The sequence below is a fragment of the Streptomyces coeruleofuscus genome (assembly GCF_039532725.1).
Classification (GTDB): Bacteria; Actinomycetota; Actinomycetes; order Streptomycetales; family Streptomycetaceae; genus Streptomyces; species Streptomyces coeruleofuscus.
Genome location: NZ_BAAASE010000001.1, coordinates 228,098 through 246,553, shown reverse-complemented (window position 1 = coordinate 246,553; position 18,456 = coordinate 228,098). Strand labels below are relative to the sequence as shown.

General features: G+C 72.6%; 12 protein-coding genes. 2 read left to right on the top strand and 10 right to left on the bottom strand.

What is annotated here, in order from left to right:
- Nucleotides 1-104: 104 nt before the first annotated feature.
- The 9 genes from ABFX81_RS01065 to ABFX81_RS01025 all read right to left on the bottom strand — a co-directional run bounded on the left by ABFX81_RS01065 (nt 105) and on the right by ABFX81_RS01025 (nt 15,927).
- The gene (locus ABFX81_RS01065; RefSeq protein ID WP_346137491.1) at nt 105-1,799 is read right to left on the bottom strand and encodes an HEXXH motif domain-containing protein; all 1,695 of its coding nucleotides are present in this window, start codon (nt 1,797-1,799) and stop codon (nt 105-107) included.
- Nucleotides 1,800-1,891: 92 nt separating this feature from the next.
- Nucleotides 1,892-2,125: a hypothetical protein gene (locus ABFX81_RS01060; RefSeq protein WP_059417882.1), complete on the bottom strand. Its 234-nt coding sequence runs from the start codon at nt 2,123-2,125 to the stop codon at nt 1,892-1,894.
- A 97-nt stretch (nt 2,126-2,222) separates the two neighbouring features.
- The gene (locus tag ABFX81_RS01055) at nt 2,223-3,350 is read right to left on the bottom strand and encodes an effector-associated domain 2-containing protein (protein ID WP_086855027.1); all 1,128 of its coding nucleotides are present in this window, start codon (nt 3,348-3,350) and stop codon (nt 2,223-2,225) included.
- A complete protein-coding gene (locus ABFX81_RS01050) occupies nt 3,347-4,522 on the bottom strand; it encodes a serine/threonine-protein kinase (RefSeq protein ID WP_086855028.1) in 1,176 nt (391 codons plus the stop codon). The genes ABFX81_RS01055 and ABFX81_RS01050 overlap by 4 nt, the downstream gene beginning before the upstream one ends.
- 131 nt (nt 4,523-4,653) lie before the next feature.
- A complete protein-coding gene (gene fxsT / locus ABFX81_RS01045; RefSeq protein ID WP_346137490.1) occupies nt 4,654-9,147 on the bottom strand; it encodes an FxSxx-COOH system tetratricopeptide repeat protein in 4,494 nt (1,497 codons plus the stop codon).
- The gene (locus tag ABFX81_RS01040; protein WP_086850069.1) at nt 9,147-10,238 is read right to left on the bottom strand and encodes an AAA family ATPase; all 1,092 of its coding nucleotides are present in this window, start codon (nt 10,236-10,238) and stop codon (nt 9,147-9,149) included. Before ABFX81_RS01040 ends, fxsT begins: the two co-directional genes overlap by 1 nt.
- Nucleotides 10,239-10,254: 16 nt before the next feature.
- The gene (locus ABFX81_RS01035) at nt 10,255-11,772 is read right to left on the bottom strand and encodes a VMAP-C domain-containing protein (protein ID WP_086850067.1); all 1,518 of its coding nucleotides are present in this window, start codon (nt 11,770-11,772) and stop codon (nt 10,255-10,257) included.
- 154 nt (nt 11,773-11,926) lie between these two features.
- Nucleotides 11,927-14,467: a polynucleotide kinase-phosphatase gene (locus tag ABFX81_RS01030; protein ID WP_086850065.1), complete on the bottom strand. Its 2,541-nt coding sequence runs from the start codon at nt 14,465-14,467 to the stop codon at nt 11,927-11,929.
- Nucleotides 14,464-15,927 (bottom strand): 3' terminal RNA ribose 2'-O-methyltransferase Hen1, encoded by a 1,464-nt coding sequence (locus ABFX81_RS01025; RefSeq protein WP_086850063.1) that lies wholly within the window; start codon nt 15,925-15,927, stop codon nt 14,464-14,466. Before ABFX81_RS01025 ends, ABFX81_RS01030 begins: the two co-directional genes overlap by 4 nt.
- 161 nt (nt 15,928-16,088) lie before the next feature.
- Between ABFX81_RS01025 and ABFX81_RS01020 the strand changes: the two genes are divergently transcribed.
- Nucleotides 16,089-16,901 carry an SAM-dependent methyltransferase gene (locus tag ABFX81_RS01020; RefSeq protein WP_346137489.1) on the top strand — a complete coding sequence of 271 codons (813 nt, stop codon included), beginning with the start codon at nt 16,089-16,091 and terminating at the stop codon, nt 16,899-16,901.
- An 84-nt stretch (nt 16,902-16,985) separates the two neighbouring features.
- Here ABFX81_RS01020 and ABFX81_RS01015 read toward each other — a convergent pair whose 3' ends face one another.
- A complete protein-coding gene (locus ABFX81_RS01015) occupies nt 16,986-17,909 on the bottom strand; it encodes a TIGR03560 family F420-dependent LLM class oxidoreductase (RefSeq protein ID WP_086850059.1) in 924 nt (307 codons plus the stop codon).
- A gap of 240 nt (nt 17,910-18,149) precedes the next feature.
- On the opposite strand from ABFX81_RS01015, the gene ABFX81_RS01010 reads away from it, so the two are divergent.
- Nucleotides 18,150-18,323 carry a hypothetical protein gene (locus ABFX81_RS01010; RefSeq protein ID WP_346137488.1) on the top strand — a complete coding sequence of 58 codons (174 nt, stop codon included), beginning with the start codon at nt 18,150-18,152 and terminating at the stop codon, nt 18,321-18,323.
- Nucleotides 18,324-18,456: the final 133 nt, after the last annotated feature.

Here is an 18,456-nt window from a genome sequence, read left to right as displayed (position 1 = left end):
TCCTGACCACCGGAACGCCTGTTGACGCGCTGCTCGCGCGTTTCGGCGAACTCTTGTTTGCGTCTGCCTGACGACAATCAGACCCGGGCCGGGACGCCCGCCGGTCAGCCGCTGGGCAACGGCTGGAGCAGCTCCGGCCGGGCCAGCATGCGCCGCGTCTCCCGGCCCGGGTCGAGCACGGCCCGGGCCACGATCCAGCCGGCCAGGGCGTGCGGCTCGGCGGGGTCGGCGGCAAGCTGTCCGGCGTACCGGGCGAGCGCGGCGGCCGCGTCCCCGGCGGCGAGGTGCTCGTCGGCGGTGCGCGGGACGACGGGGCGGGTGGCGAAGGAGTGGGTGCGGACGTCGGGCCAGACGGCGCGGTCGGTGCGGAAGCGGGGGCCGTCCGACGGTATCTCCACCGCGGGGTCGACGTTGCGCAGCCGCCACTCGGTGCGGTGCAGCGCGGCGGCCGTACGGGCCCGGGTGAGGGCGGCGTGCGGGACCGGCTCGCGCAGCCAGCCGTCCAGGGTACGGGCGAGGCCGGAGACGAGGGCGCGGCCCTGCACGGTCAGCCGGCCGCTGGTCAGCAGGGTGCGCACGGCCAGGCGGCTCTGCAGGCGGCGCAGGGCGAAGAAGTAGGCGGCCCGCTCGGCCTCCTCGCCCTCCTCCGCACCGGCCAGCCGGTCCCGCCAGAAACCCGCGACGCCGGTGAAGGCGTACGCGCCGTGCAGCAGGCCGGTGAGGTGGCGGGGGTCGGTGCGCCAGGGGGCGTAGTAGCGCTCGGCCCGGTCGTCCTCCAGCAACGGGAACAGGTGCAGGAGGGCGGCCAGTTTGCTGTGCTGGAGCTCGTGCACCAGGGTTTCGGCGAGGGCGAGCGCGGAGGCCGGACGGACGATGAGCATGCCGCCGAAGGAGTCACCGCTGGAGGCCGACACCTGCACGAAGGGGGGCGGGGGCGGGCTGGCGGCGGTGCGCCCGAAGGGCACGATCGCCCGGATCATGGCGGGGTCGACCCGCCCGGGGCCCGGCGTGCCCGGGCGCGCGAGGATCCGCGCGGCCTCGCCGAACAACCGCTGCCATTCCTGTGCCTCGTCCGCGTCGAGCCGGGCCGGGGGCAGGTGGTCGTCGAGATCGCGGTAGGGATCGAGGTCTTCGAGTACGACGGTGAAGGGGGCCGTACCGTCGGGGCCGGTGTGGCTGAGGGTCCGCAGCGCGAGCCAGGTGCCCCCTTCCGCGTCGGCGCGCTGCGTCAGCGGATGGCAGGTCACCCGCACCGAGCCGGTCGTGCGGCCCGGCCCGGTGACCGTCAGCTCTCCCCCGGCCGTCGTGGCCCGGCCGACCGCCAAGCCCTCTCTCGCGTCGGGGAGTCCGACCATGCCGAGACCGGGCAGGGGCAGCCGCCCGCTGGTGAGGGGAACGTCGAGGGTGGCCTCCGTGCCCGCGTGCAGGGAGGCCGAGAGGGCCAGCGCGCACAGGTGGCCCGCCTCCGCCCACAGCGGCGGGCCGGTCGCCGTGCCCCGCACCCGGCGCAGCATGTGGGAGATCCAGCCGCCGGTCGCCGGGGCCAGCAGCAGGTGTTCGACCGGCTCGGGCGACTTCTCGGCCGCCTCCTTGAGGACCCGCCAGGCTTCGGCGGCCGGGGTGAGGGGGGTGGGCAGGGCGTCCAGGTGGTCGAGGAGGGTGCGCAGGAGCAGCAACCGCCGCGCCCGTTCTGCTCGTTCGAGGAAGGCGACGGCCGCTGCCGAGCCACCTCCGGCGGCCAGCTCCGCGAAGAGCCGGTCCGGCATGCGGAAGGGAGCGAGGTGCTGCTCGCTGGTCATCGTCGCGGGCCTCCGGTCGCTTGGCGGACATGCGCAGGACCCGGTGCGCGTGCGGGTGTCGCACCGGGCTCTGCCGTCGGGACAGTCGGCGGCTAGTCGGCTCGGGCGCCCGAGCCTTCACCGCTCCTCATGCTGCTGCGGGCGCGCAGTACCTCGGTCAGCAGGCGCGTGCCGGGTGGCAGGGCGGGGAGACCGTCCACGGCACTCAGGGGCAGCGCCGCGAGGTCCGCCAGATCGGATTCCCAGACATCGGTCCCCGCGGTGGCGACGACCGGATCAGGTGCGGCGGCGGCTCCGGCGTGGTGCAGAACGGGCGGCTGGTCCAAGATGCTCCCCCTTCTCGCACGGTGGCACGCGATGCCCCGTGTTTTTCCATCATGGCCAATACCCCCCGGAGCGAAAACCGTACGATCACGCCACTGATCATCGCCGATCACGCCGCTGCCCCGGTGCGGTCGCCAACTCGGTCAGAGCGGAGGCCAGTTTCTCCTTCAGGTCCGGATCGTCATCGAGAACCACCACGGCGTCGAACAGCTCCCACAGTGCCTCCGGGCCCCTTCGGGCGAGGCCGTCGAGGATGTTGACGACGTCGGTGCGTGCCCTGCTGTGCCGACGGAGTACGGCTGTGACACGGGGGTTCAGCGCGGCGACGACCGTCTGCCGTTCGTCCGGGTCGTTCATCAGGGGGTAGGCGAGGAGGGCCTCCACCGCTCGCTGCATAGCCGTGAGGGAGCGCGGCGCGGCGTGCGGTCCGGCTGGGGGCAGGGTCTCGGTGCGGTCGGGGCCCTGGAGCCGAATCTCGGGATGCTGCAGAGTACGGCCCTCTTCCCTGAGGGCCGCGATGCGCGCTCGAACGGCCGGAAACAGTTCCTCCGGATCGGGCGGCGCGGGCAGAACGGCCGCCCGGTCGGCCAGCAGACCGAGCAGGACGTCGGAGAACAGGCCGGTGGCGCGGACCGGGTCGTTGGCCGCCGCCCTGCCCCGGCCGGCGGCGCGCAGCACGGTCTGCCGGTGCGCATGGGTGGGCCGCCCCACGGGCAGGGCGTCGGCGGGCAGCGCCTCCCGAAAGGCCAGGTCCTCCTCGAAGGTCTCGCAGGCGTCCACGATCCACATCTGCTCCCGCAGTCCCGGCACGGCGTCACCCGCGTACCGGGCGAGCGCGCTGTCCAGGTCGATGCCCACCTTGTCGGCGACGCCCGCGTCCGCGCAGAACAGCCGGAGCCGCCCGGCCCGGTCCAGCACACCGTGCCCGCCCCACCACACCCACAGGACATCGCCCTCGGCCAGGGAGAGTTCGCGGACGAGGACCCGGCGCAGGGTCGCCTGGTCCGCACGCTCGTACGGGACCCGCGGGTCGTACGACGGCAAAGGTGCCAGGTGCAGCCGCAGTCGGGCCCCCGGCACCCCGGCGTCTCGCAGCAGCCGCCAGAACCGTACGGCGTCCCGGGCGGGCCCGGGCAGCCGCCAGGCGTCGCCGGCCTCGTACGCCTCGATCCCGACGATCAGGGCGTGCACCCGGGCGGGGTCGACGGGCGGCATCCGGCCGGTCACGGCAGATGGTCCACGATGTGGCGGTACACGGCCGGGTTCGTCCAGTAGGCGCTGTGCGCGGCGGGGAACGGCTGGCCGCTGTCGACGGGGACGTCGGTGACGCGGCCCGGGAAGAGTTCCGCGCCGACGTAGCCGAGCAGGTCGCGCGGGTCGTACAGGTTGAGCCAGGCGGGGACGTGCGGTGGCAGGGGCGCAGGATGTTCGAGGGAGGGCAGGGACCCCGATTCGTAGAGGAAGGGCCCCTGGGAGCCCGCCGTCACCAGGAGGCCGACCTGCGGCAGCGGGGCGGAGACCAGCGTGTCGAGGGCGATGATGCCGCCGAGGCTGTGGCCGACCACGGCGACGGGCGGCTCCAGGCCGGCGATGAGGGTGCGCAGACAGTCCCGGAAGGCCGCGCCCCGGCTCAGGTAGCGCAGGATGTCACCGGCGGCTGGGTGGGTGGCCTCGGTGAGGGCACGCCGGCGGCGCTCCACGGCGCGTGAGGCCACGGCTCCGGCCGTCCGCAGCAGGTAGGAGCGCAGCCCTCGCTCCGCGCCCCGGGGCGGTGCGCCGAGGGCCTCGGCGATCCGGTCGGTGACGGCGTCACGCGTCGTGCCGACGGGAACGAGCGGGGAGTCGGCGTCGAGGGCGTCGGCGATGAGGCGCGCGGTCAGGGAGCGGGCCGCGACGACGGCGAGGTCCGCCGGGTCGAGGGCGTCGGCCGCGGGCCCGAGCAGAGGGTGGGCGGCCAGGTCGGTGCAGGCCCGGGGTAACCCGGGGCCCAACTCGGCGGCCGGAGCGTCACCTTGGCCGGCGAGTGCCGTGAGCAGCGCCCGTATGGACTGCTGCGGCGATTCGGAACCGGGCGGTCGTTCGGCGACCGGGCCGGACCCGGCGGCCGCCCGGGCCAGCTCGGCGTACGGGTCGTCGTAGAGGAGGGCCCAAGCCGAGGCCGCCTCGTCGCGAGGGTCCGGCTCCGCCGGGCCCTCGCGGAGGCCGCGCGTGGTGCCGGATCGGGGTGGCAGGCTCGCTCCGCCGGCCGCGAGCGTGGCACCGTGTGCCGCGCCCCAGTAGCAGGGCAGGACGTGAAGTCCGTCGCGCTGTGCGGCCAGTCCGGCCCTCACCCGCTCCAGCAGCGCGGTGAAGCCCGGCTCGCGGACCCCGGTCCCATGGACGAAGACGACCGCCGTCATGCGTCCCCCCGTGACCCGATCGCTCCTGTGGAAATCAACTTACCCACATGACGGAGGAGTTGAAGCCTGATGAACAGAAGCGGCCCGCCGTCGGGAGGTCCCGGCGGCGGGCCGTCGTCGGGCGCTCCGCGTCACATGGGCATGGGAGCCACGTCGCACTCGATGCGCCGGCGCTGGCGGGCGGCCTGGAGCCAGGGGTGGTCGTTGCGCAGCACCGCGGCGAAGCCCTCCACCGCCTTGCGCTGAAGGACGTCCGCCTCGTCTCCGCGCCCGAGGCCCCGCAGATCGAGGGCGAGGTTGGACGTGCAGGAAAGGGTGAGGGGGTGGTCCTGGCCCGCCACCTCGGTCAGCAGCGGCAGGTTGGCGGAGTCGATCGCGTGCGCCCGCTCGAAGTCGAGCCGCGCGTAGGCGGTGTTGGCCTGGCCGATGCCCACGGTGAGGGCGATGATGTGACGCGCCCCGACCGTGTCGCTCAGCCGGCGCACCACGTCGTCCTCCAGCTCCTGCGCGGCATCCAGCGAGCCCAGGGCACGCTGGGTGGCCGCCAGGTTCGCCCGGGTCACCAGGGTGTGCGCGTGGTCACCGCTGAGGCGCCGCACCAGCCTGGCCACGGTGGACTCCGCGATCCGGAGCGATCCTTCCAGGTCCCCTGCCAGACGCCGGTCGACGCAGGCGTTGGTCGCCGTGGTGAGCGAGTCGAGGTGCTCGTCGCCGTAGCGGGACTTGAAGTTGAGCAGCGTCTCCTCGGTGAGCTTGGCGCCCTCGGAGAGATCCCCGTCCCGGCGGCGGCAGACTCCGAGGGAACGGGCGATCCGCAGGGTCAGGGGGTGCTTCTCGCCCAGCGCGCTGAGCGCCTGGCGGTAGACGTCCTCCTGCCACTCTCGCGCCTCGGAGTAACGGCCCGCCTCGCGCATGTCGATGCCGACGCAGTGCATGGTGTTGAGCGTGAAGAAGCTGGCACCGCCGAGCAGCAGGTCGCGCTGGCGGGCGGTCTCCTGGTCCAGCGACAGCGCTTCTGTGAACTCCCCGCACAGTCTCAGGTCGACGCCCCAGCTGTGGCTGGCCCGCAGAGTGGCCGGGTCGTCGGGCCCGAACAGTGAGCGAGCCAGCTCGGTGGCCTCCTTGCCCAGGTCCCGCGCCTCCTGGAAGCGGCCCTGGTAGCGGTGGGCGTCGGACATCTCGCACAGGGAGTCGATGAGTTCCTCCGGTTCCACCTCCATCCGGCGGGACACTCCCAGCGCCTTCTCGGTGAGCGGGATCGACTCGGCGATCTGGCCGACCTGGCGCAGCAGGAAGGCGAAGCCCTTGGTCATCCGGACGACATAGATGTCCTCCTCACCCGAGGCGGCGAGCCAGGCGCTCCATGCCTGCCGGCCGAAGGACGCGGCACCTTCGTGGTCGCCCCAGTAGTAGAGGAACCACATGGTGTCGTAGACGAGGTCGCGCACGTAGGGGTCGGTGCTGGTGACCGCTTGGGAGGCGAGGACGTGGGGCAGCAGCGCCTGGTAGTCGCGCCATTCCTGGGAGGATCCGAAGGGGCCGCGGTTGGCGGCGGACAGCAGCTGGTGGGCGGCGTCCCGCATCCGCTCGCGTTCCTCCTCGCTGAGCTTGGCGAGGAGCACGGTCTGGAGCAGGCGGTGCATCTGCAGGGTGCCCGCGCGCGGGTCGACCCTGATCAGGGAGAACTGGCTGAGGTCGCGGATGGCCCGGTTCAGTTTGATCGGCTCGCGCAGCATCGGGTCGATCTCGGGCGTGATGTTGACGCCTCGGCTGCTGCGCAGGATCGACCTCGGGATCGGCTCGGGAGCCATGCTGGCGCAGATGTCGAGAAGCTGACGGGCGCCCGGATTGTTCTCCCTGATCCGCTCCAGGGAGATGTCCCAGGCGGCGGCGACGGACACCGGGTAGTCGGGGCTCTGCTCGATCTCCAGGATCTCCGGGCTGCGCTGGGCGAGCAGTTCGAGGTACTCGTCGACCTCCATGCCGGTGACGCCGAGCCAGGCGCCCGCCTGCTCGACGGCGAGCGGCAGGTCGCCGAGGGCCTCGGCCAGCCGGTCTGCGTCCTCCCGGGGCAGGTCCTGGGCGCGCTTCTGGAGCAGTTCGATGGACTCGTCGCGCTCGAAGACGTTGACCGGCAGGGAGGTGGCCACCCGTTCCCAGCCCCGGTTCCGGGAGGTGACGATGACCTTGCCCGGCCCGTTGTGCGGGAAGTAGCCGCGCACCGCCTCGATGTCCTCGGCGTTGTCGAAGACCAGCAGCCAGTTGTCGTACGGCGTCCCCGTGCGCAGCGCCTCCAGTACGGCGGGCACGGCGGTGTTGGCCGCGGCGGCGCCGAGGCTGTCCTGGCCGGCCGGTGCGACGCCCAGCTGGGAGGCGAGGGAGGACAGCGCGGCCAGGATGAGGCTCTCGCGTTCGGCGGGGATCCAGCAGATGATCCGGTAGTCGCGCTGGTGGGTGTAGATGTACTCCAGCGCGAGCTGGGACTTGCCCACACCACCGAGGCCGTGCAGGGCGTTGGGCAGCACGGCTGCGGTGTCCTGGGCGGCGAGCTGCTCCTCCACGGCCCTCAGCAGCGCCTGGCGGCCGACGAACGATGTGTTGCGCATGGGCACGTTCACCAGTAGGGCCGGCGTTGCGGTCGTGGTGCGCTGCATGAGCGGCTCTGCCTCCGGGGTCTGTGGTCGGTGCGCCTCGGCCGTCTCCGACGGCGCGGATTCTCCAGTCGGATCGGAGATTCCCGAATCCGGGTTGATGCCCGCTGGGCTGGATGGAGTCGTTTCGCCCGGGATATTCACCTGTGGGGGTGGGTGGGCGGACGCTTTGTTCTCCACCTGTGCGGCCGCGGCGGGCGGGTTCCTTGACAGGTTCGGTTCGATGCGCCGCGCCCGGTCGGCGTAGGGTCCCGACAAGGCGCGCATGACGGCCAGTTCGCTGCGCGCCCAGCCACGTTCGGCGGGGTCGGGGAGCCTGGTCCGCAGCGGGTCGTGCAGGGCGGCGCGCAGGGCCACGCCCCGCTCCCCGGCGGCGGGCAGCTCGCCCACCAGGCTGACGGTGCGGGCGAGTTGACTGCGCGTGGTGGTCGCGAGCAAGGCCTCTCGAACGCCCTCGGCGAACTCGGGACGCCCCTCCCCTGCCCCCTCCCAGTCGATCAGCCCGCCCATGAGGATCTCGGCGAGGTGATCGGGACCGGTCTCCGGCATGACGCGTCGCCGCAACTGCTCGACGAGGTCGAAGTCGAACGGGACGGCGGCGAGTTGGGCGGCGAGGCGGCGGGCGGAGGGGGTGGCCAGACTGAAGAAGCGCCGTACGGCGGCGGTGGCGGCCCGGGGCAGGCGTGGCGCGCGCAGGCCGGGAGCGGGCGCGCCCTTGCGCAGGGCGCCGGCCAGCACCACGGGCAGCGAACGCCGGACACCGCGCCCGCCGGTGACCAGATCGGACCAGGCGGCGAGGGAGGCTGGTTTCAGGGAGAGCACCGGGACGGCGACGGAGCCGTCGCCCGCTTCGGGCAGGGGCCGCATCGGATCGGGGCCGCCGGGCGGCGCCCAGTGCCCGAGGCCGCTGTTGGGGGCCCCGAACCCGCCGGCCTCCAGGACGGCCGGGTACGGGTAGAGCGAGGAGCGGTGGCGCAGGTGCGGCGGCAGCAGGTGGACGAGGGCGGTGGGGCCGGCGTGGGCGAGCCGGCCGAGGAGTTCGTCGGCGGCGGGGGCGGCCCAGCCGTGGGCGAGTCCGTCGGTGACCACGAGGAAGATCCGGCTGCCCCGGCCGTCGAGCAGTTCGGCGGGGTCGGCGACGGCCCGTCCCGTGGACCAGCGCAGGGTGGCGGTGCCGGTGCGCGGCACGGTCGCCCGCAGCGTCCGCACGCTCCGGAAGGCCCCGCTGTGTTCGGCGGCACGGGCCAGACGTGCGGCGCTCTCCTCCCAGATGCGCATCGTGGGCGCGTCGTCGAGCAGCAGCACCAGGTCGAAGGCGGAGACCCGGGCGGGCCGCAGGAACGGCATCCACAACCCGTCGACAAGACCCTGTTCGGCCGTGGTCTCCTCGTCCAGCTCCAGGCTGTCGCGGGACGGGATGCGGCGGGCCAGTTGGTGCAGGGCGCGCGCGAGCAGGGCCGTGAAGCGGCCGGGTCCCGACGGGTCGGGTTCGGCCTGGGGCAGCAGCGGCGGCCCGAGGTGCAGGGTGAAGCCGCCTTCGGGGTGGGGTAAGACGCGGTCGTCGGCCCGGGTGGCCGGGCGGCCGCCGGGAGGGTCCGACGCGGCGGGGCCGCGGTGCGCGGGCGGGGGCTGAGCGGGGACGTCCTCGTCGGCCTCGGGGCGGCCGGGGAGTCCGTCGTCGTCCGCCGGTGGCCCGGACGGTGGTCCGGCCTCGGCATCCTGCGGGAGTGCCGACCGCGCGGCGGGGGTCTGCGGGGCCGCTTCGCCGGGACCGCCGTACCGGCTCCGGTGCGCGGCGAGCCATACGGCGTCGGCGAACTCCTGCCAGCGCGGTACGAAGGGTTCGGGAGCGGCGGGGCCCCGGTCTCCGCGCTCGCTCGCGCGCGCGAGCGGCTCGGGGGACACCGAAGGAGGCGGCGACGATCCCGATGCGGGATCCCCGTCGCCTGGTCCGGATGCGCGCTCCCGGGTCATCAGCGGCCCTTCGCGAGGTCGCGGAGCAGCAGTTCGACGAGCTTACGCCCGTCACCGTCAGCCTGAAAACCACCCGCGGTAGTCATCTGGACAGCGTTGAGCAACTGGTCGAGGGAGTGGACGCCGCCCGCCTGGACCCGCTGAACGAACAGGTCGACGAGGTCTTCGGTGCCTCGCGGCCTGAGCCCCAAGTGCCCTTCCACCATGGCCAGTAGTTGCTCCCGGGTGGGGGTGTGCATCTCCATCGGAAGACAGCGGCGGCGGAAGGCGGCGGGGAATTCCCGCTCCCCGTTGCTGGTGATCACCACGACCGGGAACTCCCGGCACTCGACGCGCCCGTCGCGCACCACGGCCCGGCCTCCCGGATCGCTGGTGTGCACGCTCGCCGCGTCGGCGGCGTCGCGCACCAGCTCGGGAACCTCATAACTTCCATTCTCCAGAACGTGCAACAGGTCGTTCGGCAGGTCGATGTCGCTCTTGTCGAGTTCGTCGACGAGAAGCACCCGGGGCCGTTCGTAGGGCAGCAGGGCGGTGCCCAGCGGCCCCAGTGTAATGAACTCGCCTATAACCGGCGCAAGTTGACGATCTTTTGACATGGTCGTGGGGTTGACGGTCTGTTCGCCTTCTTCGAACACCGGCTCTGCCCGTGCCGCGTCGCGCAGTCCCGCCTGCCAGGCGGCGATGGCCTGGGCGCGGCCCATGGCGTCGTGGACGTACAAGCCGTCACGCAGGCTGGTACGGCTCACGATGTTCCATTCGAGTACCCGGCCGAGGCCCAGCTCACGGGAGATCAGGTAGGCGAGCGTCGACTTGCCGACGCCGGGAGGGCCGGTGATCAGCAGCGGGCGGCGCAGCAGCAGGGCCGCGTTGACCGTCTCGATCTGCTCCTCGTCGAGCTGGGGGGTGAGGCCTCCGGGTCCCAGGCGGCGCAGCGCGGCCTCCGCGTCGTCCGGGGGCGGGGTCTGGAGGGGACCGCCGCGGAACCTCCGCCAGGGCGGCGGGTCCGGCAGCACGGGTGGGGCGTCCTGCGGGCTTCCGGTGGCGTGGAACACCTTCCAGTCGTCCGCTGCCGTCCGTTCCTGTGCGCTCATGCCGAAGCCTCCTAGCTCAGCTGGCGAGATCGCCGGGGTCGGTGGTCTGGATGTCGACGACTCGGGTGGGGTCGTCCCACAGGAATCCGACGTTCCGGGCCAGATACTGGACCGCGTCCTCCGCGCCACTCTCGGCGTTCCGACGCATGCGGTGAATGACGGAAGGAAGCTGCACGGGCATCGTGACGGCCGCGAAGACCGCGGTCACCACTTCGCGCCTCTCCTCTATGAACACGCCTCTGCGGTCCCAGACGGCCAGCCCGATCCCCTCCGCGATCGCCGCTTTGAGCGCCTCCAGGGCCGACGCCCCGGTCGGCGCGTCCAACAGCACTGCCGTACTCCTTGATTCCCCGGCGAGCGCGATCTGCCACGCGCGCAGCCGCCGGGCGTCCGCTGCCCTCCAGGCGTGCACCGTGATCCCATGCTGCTTCAGAGCCGCCCAGCGCCGCTTCCACTGCTGCCGGACCACGGCGTTGTCCGTACGCATGCGTTCGAGGCTGCGTAGATGTACCCCGTACCGCAGGCCGAGCGGAGTGGGCTCACCGTCGCCGATGGCGAACGTCAACCCCGCCACATCGTGGTTCAACAGATCGTACGGAAGGATGAACTCTATGTACGCAGGCGGCTCCTGGAGTCCGCCCGAGCCCGGTTCGCGCGGCACCAGCCATAGCCGGGTGCCGCGCCGGAGCGCCTTGTCGACCGCTCGGCCGAGGTCGTCCAGGGGGATGGTGTCCGGTTCGCCGGGGCGCGGGTCCCACCGGCCCGGGGTGGCGTTCGTCCAGGTCCGCACGACCACGTCCGTGCTGCCGTCCCGGGCCGGTTCGACGGCGACGACGAGGGTGCGGGGTATGTCGGGCGACCACACCACCGCGACGCGTGTTTCCCGGCGCCTGGCCAACTCCGCGGTCAGGCCCTCGCGCCCGGCCCAGTCGTCGACCCATCCGCTCAGCGTGAGGCGGTGTTCGACGGTCCGGGCGAGACGGGCCGCGTGATCGAGGAGGACGACGACGGGCGGCAGGCCGTCCTCCTGCGCGTTCCATTCGAGAAGGTGCGCGAAGAGCTGCTCGGGGGTGAGTCCGTCGGGGAGGTCCACGCCGACGAGTTCCTCGGCCAGACCGTCCCGTAACCGTGCGGCGGGCAGGTCGCCGCGGGTGAGCGCGACGCGGGCGCTCTTCTCGTCGTCCTTGGACAACGGCCCGGCCAGGGCGGGAACAGGAGCGATCAGCCGTTCGAGTTCGTCTCCGGCCGGGGCTCCTTCGAGGATGCGGACCACCCCGACAAGTACGTGTTCCCCGCCCGCCACGCTCAGCGCGGCGGTCACCAGACTCGCCACGTCCTCACGGAGCCTGACGCCGCGTATGTCGACCTGCCGGCCGAGCTGCCCTCCCAGCAGACCGGCGAACTGCACCCGGCTCGGCGCGTCTTCCACGCAGCCCAGCTCGCAGAGGACCTCGGTGAGCTGTAACAGCAGCTCGAAGTCCGGCTGATGTCCCCAATCGCCGCCGGACTCGCCGGGCGCCGCACCTGTCCGCACCGACTTTCCCCCTGAGTCGGTTCACATGCCTGACCGACCAGCGAAGTTAGCACGGCAACCAACGGTTAACCAGGGACGGTTGGGACCCGGATCACGACTTCCGGCCAGGTTCGCGCCGCGGTGGCGCACCCCGGCCGGAAGTCGGCTCCGCGGGTCACAGCCTCGGGTCCACCGGCTCCGACTCCAGCGCCAGCACCCCGAACACCGCCTCGTGCACCCGCCACAGCGGCTCGCCCTCGGCCAGCCGGTCCAGGGCCTCCAGACCGAGCGCGTACTCGCGGATCGCCAGGGACCGCTTGTGGTTGAGGAACCGCGAGCGCAGGCGGGCCAGGTTCTCCGGGCGCGTGTACTCCGGGCCGTAGATGATCCGCAGGTACTCGCGGCCGCGGCACTTGATGCCGGGCTGCACCAGGCGCCCCTGGCCGTCGCGGACCACAGCGCCGACCGGCTTGACCACCATGCCCTCGCCGCCGCGGCCGGTCATCTCCAGCCACCAGTCGACACCGGCCCGGACGGACTCGGGGTCGCCCGTGTCGACGTAGAGCCGCCGGGTGGTCTGGAGCAGGCCGCTGCCGTCGTGCTCGACGAGCCGGTCGAGCAGGGTGAGCTGCTCGTCGTGCGGCAGTCCGGCGAGGCTGCGGCCCTGGACCGCGAGGATCTGGAACGGTGCCAGGCGGACGCCGTCCAGGCCGTCCGTGGTCCAGCAGTAGCGGCGGTACGCCTCGGTGAACGCGGCGGCGTCGGCGGACCGTTCACGGGTGCGGGACAGCAGTCCCGTCACGTCGACGCCCCGTGCCGCCGCACCCTCCAGCGCGGCCAGCGCGCCCGGGAGCACCGCGCCGGACGCGGCGCCCACAGCGGCGTACTGCGACCGCAGCAGCCCGGACGCCTTCAGCGACCAGGGCATCAGCTCGGCGTCGAGCAGCAGCCAGTCGGTCTCCAGGTGGTCCCAGAGGCCGGCCTCGCCGATCGCCGTGCGCACCCGGTCGAGGATCTCCTCCGTGAGGGTGTCGTCGTCGAGGAACGGGCGGCCGGTGCGGGTGTACAGGGACCCGGTGGGGCCGTCCACACCGAAGCGCTTGTGGGCCGTCTCCGCGTCGCGGCACACCAGGGCCACCGCACGCGAGCCCATGTGCTTCTCCTCGCACACGACCCGGGTGACACCGTCCGCCGCGTACTGTGCGAAGGCCTCGGCCGGGTGCTCGAGGTAGCCGTCGACGTGACTCGTGGCCGTCGGGGCCATCGTCGGCGGGAGGTACGGCAGCAGCCGCGGGTCCACCGCGAAGCGGCTCATGACCTCCAGGGCAGCGGCCGCGTTCTCCTCGCGGATCGAGATCCGGCCCTGGTGCCGGGTCTCCACGACCCGGCGGCCCCGCACGTCCGCCAGGTCCAGCGGGCGGCCGTCCTGCCCGCCGGGGGCCTCGGAGCGCAGCGGCCTGGCCGGCTCGTACCAGACCCGCTCGGCGGGGACGTCGACCAGCTCGCGCTCCGGCCAGCGCAGCGCGGTGAGCTTGCCGCCGAAGACGGCGCCGGTGTCCAGGCAGATGGTGTTGTTGAGCCAGGTGGCCTCCGGAACCGGGGTGTGCCCGTAGACAACAGCCGCCCGGCCCCGGTACTCCTCCGCCCACGGGTAGCGCACCGGCAGGCCGAACTCGTCGGTCTCGCCGGTCGTGTCGCCGTACAGGGCGTGGCTGCGGACCCGGCCGGAGGTGCGGCCGTGGTACCTCTCGGGCAGCCCGGCGTGGCAGACGACCAGCCGGCCGCCGTCGAGGACGTAGTGGCTGACGAGGCCGTCGATGAACTGCCGTACCTCGGCGGCGAACTCCTCGCTCTCGCCCGCCATCTGCTCGATGGTCTCGGCGAGGCCGTGGGTGTGCTGGACCTTGCGGCCGCGCAGGTACCGGCCGTACTTGTTCTCGTGGTTGCCGGGCACGCACAGGGCGTTGCCGGACTTCACCATCGCCATCACGCGGCGCAGCACGCCCGGGCTGTCGGGGCCGCGGTCGACCAGGTCGCCGACGAAGACGGCGGTCCGGCCCTCGGGGTGGGCCCCGTCCGTGTAGCCCAGCTTGTCGAGCAGCGACTCCAGTTCGGCGGAGCAGCCGTGGATGTCGCCGATGATGTCGAAGGGGCCGGTGAGGTGGGTCAGGTCGTTGAAGCGCTTCTCGGTGACGACGGTGGCCTGCTCGACGTCCTCCACGCCCCGCAGGACGTACACCTTGCGGAAGCCCTCGCGCTCCAGGTGCCTGAGGGAGCGGCGGAGTTCGCGGATGTGGCGCTGGATGACCCGGCGGGGCATGTCCGCGCGGTCGGTGCGGGCCGCGTTGCGCTCGGCGCACACGTTCTCGGGCACGTCGAGCACGATGGCTATCGGCAGGACGTCGTACCGCCTGGCCAGCTCGACGAGCTGGCGGCGGGCGTCGGGCTGCACACTGGTCGCGTCCACGACGGTACGGCGGCCCGCGGCGAGGCGCTTGCCCGCGATGTAGTGCAGGACGTCGAAGGCGTCCCTGGTGGCGCTCTGGTCGTTCTCGTCGTCCGAGACGAGACCGCGGCAGAAGTCGGACGAGATGATCTCGGTCGGCTTGAAGTGCCTGCGGGCGAACGTGGACTTGCCGGAGCCGGAGGCGCCGACGAGGACCACCAGGGAGAGGTCGGTGACGGGCAGGACGCGCCCCTCGCGTGCGTCGGTCATGCCGCCTTCGCCTCCTTCGGGGTCGTCAGTGTGAACACGGCCATCTGGGTGGGCGGTCCCACCTCCGGGTCGTCCGGGCCGACGGGTACGAACTCGGCCCCGTAGCCGTGCCGTTCGGCCACCGCCTCCGCCCAGGCCCGGAACTGCGCGCGAGTCCACTCGAAGCGGTGGTCGCCGTGCCGGACGTGGCCGGCCGGGAGGCTCTCCCAGCGCACGTTGTACTCGACGTTCGGGGTCGTCACGAGGACCGTCCGGGGCCGTGCGGCACCGAACACGGCGTACTCCAGGGCGGGCAGCCGGGGCAGGTCGAGGTGCTCGATCACCTCGCTGAGCACGGCGGCGTCGTATCCCTTGAGCCGCTGGTCGGTGTAGGCGAGCGAGCCCTGGAGGAGTTTGACGCGCGCGGCCTGCCGCTCCCCCATGCGGTCCAGCTTCAGCCGGCGGGAGGCGATGGTGAGGGCGCGCATCGACACGTCCAGTCCCACGATCTCCGTGAACGCCGGGTCCTTGAGCAGAGCCTGCACCAACTGACCCTGGCCACAGCCGAGATCGAGCACCCGGGCGGCTCCGGACGCCTTGAGGGCGGCGGTGATCGCCTCCCGGCGCTGTACGGCCAGCGGAGTCGGCCGCTCCTCGGTCTCGGTCTCCGCCTCGACCGCGTTGTCGATCTCCTCGACCTCGCTGTCGTCCGCCTCGGCCAGCCGCACCAGCTCCAGCCGCTCCGTCGCCTGCCGGGTCAGCGACCAGCGGCGCGAGAGGTAGCGGCTGGTGATCAGCTTCTGCTCCGGGTGGCCGGGCAGCCAGCCCTCACCGGCGCGCAGCAGCTTGTCGACCTCGTCGGAGGAGACCCAGTAGTGCTTGGCGTCGTCCAGGACCGGGAGCAGGACGTAGAGGTGGCGCAGGGCCTCGGCGAGGGTGCGGTCCGCGGACTCCAGTTCGAGCCGGACGTAGCGCGAGTCGCCCCACTGCGGGAACTCGGTGTCCAGCGGCACGGGCTCGGCCGTGACCGTCCAGCCCAGCGGTTCGAAGAGCCGCCGTACGAGCCCCGGGCCGCCACGGGCGGGCAGGGCAGGCACCTCGATGCGCAACGGCCGGGGTACGCCGGGCAGTTCGGGCCGGGCGTTGCAGACGCCCTTCATCGCGCTGGAGAACACGCCGCTCAGCGCCACGGCGAGGAGGGAGGAGGCGGCGTACGGGCGGTCGTTGACGTACTGCGCGAGTGCCGCGTCCGGGGCGCCGCCCCGGCCCTTGCCCTTGCCGCGCCGGACCAGGGCCACCGCGTCGACCTCCAGCAGCAGCGCCGCCGTGCAGCGCTCGGCGTCCGCCTCGGGGTAGAGGACGTGGGCCGTGCCGTAGGACGTGGAGAACGCCTGCGCCTTCTCGGGATGCTTGTGCAGCAGGAAGCCGAGTTCGGTGGCGGGGCGCTCCGGGGTGCCGGTGGTCGTGATGGTCAGGAACACGGTGGATCGACCTTTGATCAGTGGTCTGAACTGCGGATACGCCCACCGTACAGAGCCATCACCGGCAGCACCCGGGAATTTTCGCTAGCCTCACGATCGACCGGGCGTTCGAGGGGGATTCAGGAGGAGCGCCCACGCACGCGGAGATGCGGAGGGCTCACGTGACAGAGGCCGGGACCAGTGCGGGACAGATCGACACCGGCAGACCCCACTCGGCACGCATGTACGACTACTACCTCGGCGGGAAGGACAACTACCCGGTCGACGCGGAAGCGGCCGAGCAGGTGATATCCCTCTTCCCCGCCGCCAGGGAAATGGCGCTGACCAACCGCCTGTTCATGCACCGCGCCTCCCGGCTGCTGGCCGGGCGAGGCATCCGGCAGTTCCTCGACATCGGCACCGGCATTCCGACCGAGCCGAACCTCCACCAGATCGTCCAGGGGATCGTCCCGCAGGCCCGGGTGGTGTACGCGGACAACGATCCGATCGTCCTCCGGCACGCCCAGGCCCTGCTGCACAGCACGCCGGAGGGAAAGACCGCCTACGTCCACGGCGACGTACGGGAACCGGGAAAGATCATCGCGGCGGCGCGGGAGACCCTGGACTTCACCCAGCCGGTCGCGCTGTCCCTGGTGGCCCTGCTGCATCTGGTGGGGGACGAGGACGAGCCCGGCCGGATCGTCCGCGAGCTGCTCGAACCCCTGCCGTCCGGAAGCTGCTTGACGCTCTCGCACGCGACGGGCGACTTCGACCCGGAGACCTGGGAGCGGGTCGTCGAGGTGTACCGCAAGGGCGGGACGGCGGCGCAGGTGCGCTCCCACGCCGAGTTCTCGGCGTTCTTCACGGGCCTTGAGCTGGTGGAGCCGGGGGTGGTCCTGGCCGCTCGGTGGCATCCCGAGCTCGGTGAACAGCGCGTGGGCGGCGACGGGGACGACGAGATCCCCCTCTATGTGGGGGTGGGCCGCAAGCCGTGACGGACGGCTGTCCGGCGGACCGCGCTCCGCGTCGGTCCGCCGGACGCTCATCCTGCGTACGGTTTGCTCATCCTGCGTACGGTTTCACGACAGCTGGGACTGCACCTGCGACGAGATCAGCTCCAGGTGGTCGAGGTCGTCCAGGTCGAGGACCTGGAGGTAGACGCGGCTGGCGCCGACCTCGGCGTAGCGGCCGATCTTGTCGACGACTTCGGCCGGGGAGCCGGCCAGGCCGTTGAGCTTCAGCTCGTCGACCTCGCGGCCGATCGCGGCGGCCCGGCGGGCGACCTCCTGGTCGTCCCGGCCGACGCACACGACGAGGGCGTTGGAGTAGGTCAGGTCGTCGCCCTTGCGGCCGGCCTCCTCGGCGGCGGCGCGCACCCGGCCGAACTGGCGCTCGCTGTCCTCGACGGAGGCGAACGGCATGTTGAACTCGTCGGCGTACTTGGCGGCCAGCCGCGGGGTGCGGGTCGGGCCGTGGCCGCCGACGAGCACGGGGACCTTCTCCTGTGCGGGCTTGGGCAGCGCGGGAGAGTCCGTGAGGTCGTAGTAGGTGCCGTGGAAGTCGTAGGTCTTGCCGAGCTCCGTCGACCACAGGCCGGTGACGATCTCCAGCTGTTCCTCGAGGCGGGCGAACTTCTCCTTGGGGAACGGGATGCCGTAGGCCTTGTGCTCCTCCTCGAACCAGCCCGTGCCGAGGCCGAGTTCGACCCGGCCGCCGGACATCTGGTCGACCTGCGCGACCTGGATGGCGAGCACGCCGGGGAGGCGGAAGGTGCCGGCGGTCATCAGGGTGCCGAGCCGGATGCGCTTGGTCTCGCGGGCGAGTCCGGCCAGCGTGATCCAGGCGTCGGTGGGGCCGGGCAGGCCGTCCACGGAGCCCATGCGGAGGTAGTGGTCGGAACGGAAAAATGCGTCGAAGCCGAGCTCTTCCGTGGCCTTGGCCACGGTGAGCAGAGTGTCGTAGGTGGCCCCCTGCTGGGGCTCGGTGAAGATGCGAAGGTCCATGCTTCCCATCCTGCACGCCGGGCCGTGGGACGACACGATCGGACCCCCGTGCCGCCCGGTCCCCGGTCGGGTGAAATTACGTCCATACCGCGGGTCCCGCGTGACCGGGCCAGTGACCGGCCCCGTTGGTGATCGTTGGCTCGGGCGGAGCCGGAGCCCCCGGCTTCCGCACCGGCCGGTGAGCGCCGGGGCGTCACCCGCGTCGGCCTCCCCGGGGGGCCAGGGGCCGAGGAGGCCGTCATGTCCGAAGAGACCGTGCCGCAGCAGGGCGGGACCGGGCAGCCGAAAGGGCTGTTGCAGCAGATGGAGGAGCTGATGGCGGCGTTGAACGCGGACCTGTCGGCGCTGGACGCGGATCTCCAGGCGGCGGGGGACACCGACCGGAGGTCGAGCGAGGAGGAGCAGGTCGGCTGAGGCGCTCCCCCGGGGGGCGGCCGGGGCCGGTCTGCGTTGGCCGGAGCCTGTCCGTGGCGGCCGGAGCCGGTCCGTGGTAGCCGAAGCCGGTCAGGGTCGGCCGGAGCCGGTCTCTGGCAGCCAGAGGCGGTTC